The 5,308-nt window shown below is 65.8% G+C and carries 6 protein-coding genes; 2 read left to right on the forward strand and 4 right to left on the reverse strand.

What is annotated here, in order from left to right; genetic code table 11:
- On the reverse strand, positions 1–538 hold a 538-nt coding region (locus tag QOH60_RS24880; RefSeq protein WP_526424555.1), incomplete at its 3' end, for a histidine phosphatase family protein.
- 19 nt (positions 539–557) lie between these two features.
- Between QOH60_RS24880 and QOH60_RS24885 the strand changes: the two genes are divergently transcribed.
- Positions 558–1,325: an SDR family NAD(P)-dependent oxidoreductase gene (locus QOH60_RS24885; protein ID WP_526424556.1), complete on the forward strand. Its 768-nt coding sequence runs from the start codon at positions 558–560 to the stop codon at positions 1,323–1,325.
- 71 nt (positions 1,326–1,396) lie between these two features.
- Here the strand turns inward: QOH60_RS24885 and mtnA are convergent, their stop codons facing one another.
- Together mtnA and QOH60_RS24895 are read right to left on the reverse strand one after the other, a co-directional pair.
- A complete protein-coding gene (mtnA, locus tag QOH60_RS24890; protein WP_526424557.1) occupies positions 1,397–2,362 on the reverse strand; it encodes an S-methyl-5-thioribose-1-phosphate isomerase in 966 nt (321 codons plus the stop codon).
- A 7-nt stretch (positions 2,363–2,369) separates the two neighbouring features.
- Complete coding sequence (locus QOH60_RS24895) at positions 2,370–4,250, reverse strand: alkyl/aryl-sulfatase (RefSeq protein ID WP_526424558.1); 1,881 nt, start codon at positions 4,248–4,250, stop codon at positions 2,370–2,372.
- 73 nt (positions 4,251–4,323) lie between these two features.
- On the opposite strand from QOH60_RS24895, the gene QOH60_RS24900 reads away from it, so the two are divergent.
- Positions 4,324–4,695, forward strand: a complete 372-nt coding sequence (locus QOH60_RS24900) for a DUF1622 domain-containing protein (protein ID WP_526424559.1) — start codon at positions 4,324–4,326, stop codon at positions 4,693–4,695.
- Between the two features lie 2 nt (positions 4,696–4,697).
- Here QOH60_RS24900 and QOH60_RS24905 read toward each other — a convergent pair whose 3' ends face one another.
- Positions 4,698–5,198 carry a metallophosphoesterase family protein gene (locus tag QOH60_RS24905; RefSeq protein ID WP_526424560.1) on the reverse strand — a complete coding sequence of 167 codons (501 nt, stop codon included), beginning with the start codon at positions 5,196–5,198 and terminating at the stop codon, positions 4,698–4,700.
- Between the last annotated feature and the right edge of the window lie 110 nt (positions 5,199–5,308).

Consider the following 5,308-nt stretch of genomic DNA (forward strand, 5'->3'; position numbering starts at 1 on the left):
CCCCCGCGCGTGAATAGCGCAGCCGCGTGATCGACGCGTAGTCGATAGGGAACAGCAGCAGCCGTTCCGTGCCGAGGAGCCGGTGCAGGATCACGTTGATGACGCCGCCGTGGCTGAACAGGGCAATCGTGTCGTCGTGGCCGCCGGCCGCGGCGGCGTCGTCAATCGCAGCTAAAACTCTTGTCATGAAAGCGTTTTCGTCGACTCCGCTAGGCAGGTGACCTTTGGCGAGACGCTCCCACTCCTCGGGGAATTCGGTGCGGATCTGCTCGATCGGGACGTAGTGCGCCATATCGCGGTCATACTCGGCAAGGCGATCGTCGATCTCGACGGCCAGCCCGAGCGCGTCGGCAACAGGCTCGGCGGTTTGCACGGCCCGCCGCTGCGGACTACTCAACACTCGCGTGATCGGATGGCGGTCGAGCGCCTTCGGCAGCCGGCGCGCCTGTTCGAATCCGACGTCAGACAGTTCGGGGTCGGCGCCTTCGCCGGGTGCGCTGCGCAGCGGCAGCGCATGCCGGATCAGCAGGAGTTGCACGCGTGCCACGATAGAGGGCGTGCCCGGATACACCGACGAACTGTTCGACCTCACCGATCGCGTTGTGCTGATCACCGGCGGCAGCAGGGGTCTGGGCCGCGAGATGGCTTTCGCGGCGGCCCGCTCGGGTGCCGATGTCGTGATCGCGAGCCGCAACCTCGAGTCGTGTGAGGCCACCGCTGACGAGATCAGCCGCGAGACGGGCCGCGCCGCGATGCCGTATGCGGTGCACGTCGGCAGGTGGGATCAGCTGGACGGGCTCGTCGACGCCTCCTACGACCGGTTCGGCAAGTTGGACGTGCTCGTCAACAACGCGGGAATGTCGCCGTTGTACGAATCGCTTTCGTCGGTCACGGAGAAGCTGTTCGACACCGTGATCAACCTCAACCTGAAGGGGCCCTTTCGGCTGTCGGCCCTCGTGGGCGAGCGGATGGTGGCCGCGGGCGGCGGTGCGATCATCAACGTCAGCTCGACGGGATCGCTTCGCCCCGACGGCCACATGCTTCCGTACGCTGCGGCCAAGGCGGGACTCAACGTGTTGACCGAGGGGCTGGCGAAGGCCTACGGGCCGACGGTGCGCGTCAACACACTGATGGCCGGCCCGTTCCTCACTGATGTGAGCAAGGCGTGGGGCCTGGAGCACGACGGCGGGAATCGCTTCGCGGGCCTGGCTTTACAGCGGCCCGGCAGTCCGCCCGAGATCGTGGGTGCGGCGTTGTTCTTGATGTCGGATGCGTCGAGCTTCACCACCGGCGCGATCCTGCGCGCCGACGGTGGGATTCCCTGATCGCCCCCCGCGCGAACGTCGATTACCCGTCGATTACTGCGCGAAATCTCGACGGGTAATCGACGTTCGCGCTAGGGCCGATAGCGTCCGTGCTCGGTCACGACGGCGGTGATCAGCTCGGCAGGGGTGACGTCGAATGCCGGGTTGAAGACGTCGGCGTCGGGCGGTGCGATGGCCGTGCCCGCGAACGTCCGGAGTTCGTCGGGGCTGCGTTCCTCGATCGCGATTTCCGCGCCCGTGGCAAGCGACAAGTCGACGGTCGACGACGGCGCGACCACGACGAGGGGCACATCGTGATGACGCGCCGCGATCGCAAGCCCGTAGGTGCCGATCTTGTTGGCGACGTCACCGTTGGCGGCGATCCGGTCGGCGCCGACGAGCACGCAGTCGATCAGACCTCGCGACATCGCCGCGGCGGCCGCGCCGTCCGGCTGCACGCGGTAGGGCACGCCCGCCTGCCCCAGTTCCCACGCCGTCAACCGCGCACCCTGCAACAGCGGGCGCGTCTCGTCGACCAGGACGGACTCGACCAGCCCGCGTTCGTTCAAGTGCCAGACGACGCCGAGTGCGCTGCCCCAGGCCACGGCGCACAGATGTCCGGCGTTGCAGTGGCTGAGCAGGCGCAGCGGACGGCGGTCACACACCTCGAGGACGATCTCGGCGGCGTGGGCGGACGCGGTGCGATTGAGGCGCTCATCCTCGTCCAGAACCTCGAGCGCCTCAGCGAGTACTGCCTCGTAGCCGTCGTCGAGCTTCTCCAGCGCACGAGTCACACCCCAGCGAAGGTTGACCGCGGTCGGCCGTGCCCGGGCTACCCGCTCTGCTGCGGCGCGAACGTCGTCTGCCCCGCGGGCAGCGAGCACGACGCCGAGCGCACCCGCCGCGCCGAGGGCGGGGGCGCCGCGCACGGCCAGGCGACGGATCGCGTCGATGAGTTCGTCGACGGTGCGCAGCGTCAGCACGCGGTACTCGGCGGGCAGTGCCGTCTGGTCGATGATCGTGACAGCGTCGCCGTCCCAGTCGATGGTTCTGCGCACAATGTCCTTACGGCGTAACGATGTTGAACTTCGGGTTAGGTGCATCGAGGACACCCGTCAACGACGCCAGCGCACTCGCGTCACCGGTGATGGTGAATCCCGGCGACGTGACGTCACCTGTCGCCAACATCAACAGGCGCAGCTTGCTTTCCAACCGTAGCGTGGCCGTGGCCGACGCTTCCTCGGCCGGTCGCTTGCGGTACACCAGCACGCCGTTACGCAGGGTCAGCCGGTAGTTGGTGCCGACATCGGCGAAGGCGACATCCAGCGACAGGTCCAAATCCCATGCGCGGGGGCCATTGATGCTGATCGCCAACGAGTCGAACATCTGCTCCTCCGTGAGTTGCGACAGCATCGACGGTGAGGCCGGCGATGTCGCGGTGCCGAAGTTCCCGCTGCGCAACTCGGTGGCTCCTGACAGGAAGAAGTTGCGCCAGGTCGCGTTCTCAGAACCGTAGCCGAGCTGCTCGAGCGTATTGGCGTAGAGCTCGCGGACCCCGGCGTGCTCCGCGTCGGCGAATGTCGCGTGGTCAAGAAGGGTTGCTGCCCAACGGAAGTCACCCTCGTCATAGGCGGTCTGCGCAAGTTCGACCACGCGGTCGAGACCGCCGAGGGCTTCGACGTAGCGGCTGGCGAGCGCTTCGGGCGGATGCGGCCACAGACGGCCCGGATTTCCGTCGAACCACCCCATGTACCGCTGGTAGACGGCCTTGACGTTGTGGCTGACCGACCCGTAGTAGCCGTGCGTATGCCACGCCTTGTCCAACGCCGGAGGCATCTGAAACTGCTCGGCGATCTCGGCGCCGGTGTAACCCTGGTTGAGCAGCCGCAGCGTCTGGTCGTGGAGGTATGCGTACAGATCGCGCTGTGTCGCAAGGAATTCCACCACCCGCTCGCGTCCCCACGTCGGCCAATGGTGCGACGCGAACGCGACATCCACGTTGTCGGTGAAGCGGTCGATCGCCTCGGTGAGATATCCCGACCACACATGCGGGTCGCGCACCAGCGCACCGCGCAGCGTCAGCAGATTGTGCAGATTGTGGGTTGCGTTCTCCGCCATGCACAACGCGCGGTAGCGAGGGAAGTAGAAGTGCATTTCGGCCGGCGCCTCTGTGCCGGGAGCCATCTGAAACACGACCTCGAGGCCGTCGATGATGCGCTCTTCGCCGGTCTCGCTGATGACGTCCGTCGGGGCGATCACCGCGACCTCGCCCGTCGACGTCCGTTGTCCCAGCCCGCAGCCCACCTGGCCCTGCGGTCCGCAGTCGACCAGAGTGCCGTACATGTACGTGGCACGCCGGGCCATGGCGGTGCCCGCGTAGACGTTCTCTTGTACTGCGTGCTCGATAAACCCTTCAGGTGCAAGAACACTCACCTTGCTGTCGTCGACCGCCTGCTGCGACGTGACGCCGAGGACGCCGCCGAAGTGGTCGATGTGGCTGTGGGTATAGATCACCGCGACGACCGGCCGGTCACCGCCGCGGTGTTCGCGGTAGAACGCCAGCGCGGCTGCGGCGACTTCAGTGGAGATCAGCGGATCGATGACGATCACGCCGGTGTCGGTTTCGATGAAGCTGATGTTCGACAAGTCGAATCCGCGTACTTGATAGATGCCTTCGACGACCTCATACAGGCCTTGCTTCGTGGCCAGCTGCGACTGCCGCCACAAACTCGGGTGAACCGACGCGGGTGCGTCGCCCGCGAGGAAGGAGTACATGTCGTTGTCCCAGACCACGCGGCCGTCGGCCGCTTTGATGACGCATGGTGACAGTGCGGCGATGAAGCCACGGTCGGCGTCGTCGAAATCCGTGGTGTCATCGAGCGGCAGCGTGCTGAGGTGCTCCTTGTGTGCGCGCTCGATCGCGGGAGTCGGCGGCTTCTGAGTCATAGCGCAAACCCTTCCATCACGGCGCGCCGCTCACATCCAAATCGGCTCATTCGCAGCGGGTTAGCATGCACCCGTGGCGTTCGTCGAGATCATCGAGTCGGTCGGCAAGGTGATCGACGCGATTGGCGTCGCGGTGATCGTCCTTGGTGCGCTGATCGCGGCCGTGTTCACTGTTACCGGGCGCGATGTTCAGGGCCCAACCCGCTATGAATCGTTTCGTCGCCAGCTTGGCCGCTCGATCCTGTTGGGCCTGGAATTCCTCGTCGCGGCCGACATCATCCGCACCGTCGCGGTCACTCCGACAGCGCAGGGCGTCGCGGTGCTTGCCGGTATTGTGCTGATCCGTACGTTCTTGTCGTTCTCGCTGGAGCTGGAAATCACGGGGATGTGGCCGTGGCAGAAGAAGCCCACTGCGCCGGCTTCTCCACCCGCAGCGGGAAAGTGAAGTCACTCCCGGCGCAGGTGATGCAGGTTGACGTCACCCAGTGCGCCGTCGGCGATGCTGGTGGTCATGTAGGTGCAGTCTGGTTGGCTTCGGCGGTCTGTCGGCGAACCCGGATTGAGTAGCCGCAGACCGGTTTCCGTGGTGGTGTCCCACGGAATGTGGCTGTGGCCGAACACCACAACGTCGGTGTCCGGGTAGCGCAGCGACATCCGCTCCTCGCGGCCCTTCGTCTTGCCCGTCTCGTGTACGACCGTGAACCGCACACCGTCGAGCGTCGTTGTCGCGGTATGCGGCAACCGTGCCCGCAGCTGGGCCCCGTCGTTGTTCCCCCAGCAGCCGATCAGCAGAGCCGCGCGCGCTTCGAGCGCGTCGAGCATGGAGACTTTCACCCAGTCGCCCGCGTGCATCACCACATCGGCGCGGTCCACCTCGTCCCAGACTTCGCGCGGCAGGTCACGCGCACGCTTGGGCACATGGGTATCGGCGATGATCAGTAGCCTCACGACACGTTCCTATCTGCTCCTCACGTCCGCGTAAGCAGCTCCGCCATCTTCGCCATCACGGTTTGCATGGCCTTGAACGGTCGCAACATCACCTTGAACTCGACGATCTT

This window comes from Mycobacterium sp., assembly GCF_032159765.1.
In the GTDB taxonomy this organism is placed as follows: domain Bacteria; phylum Actinomycetota; class Actinomycetes; order Mycobacteriales; family Mycobacteriaceae; genus Mycobacterium.

Excerpts from the sequence above, each read along its gene's own strand:
- QOH60_RS24895 (WP_526424558.1), bottom strand. The coding sequence starts at position 4,250 with ATGACTCAGAAGCCGCCGACTCCCGCGATCGAGCGCGCACACAAGGAG.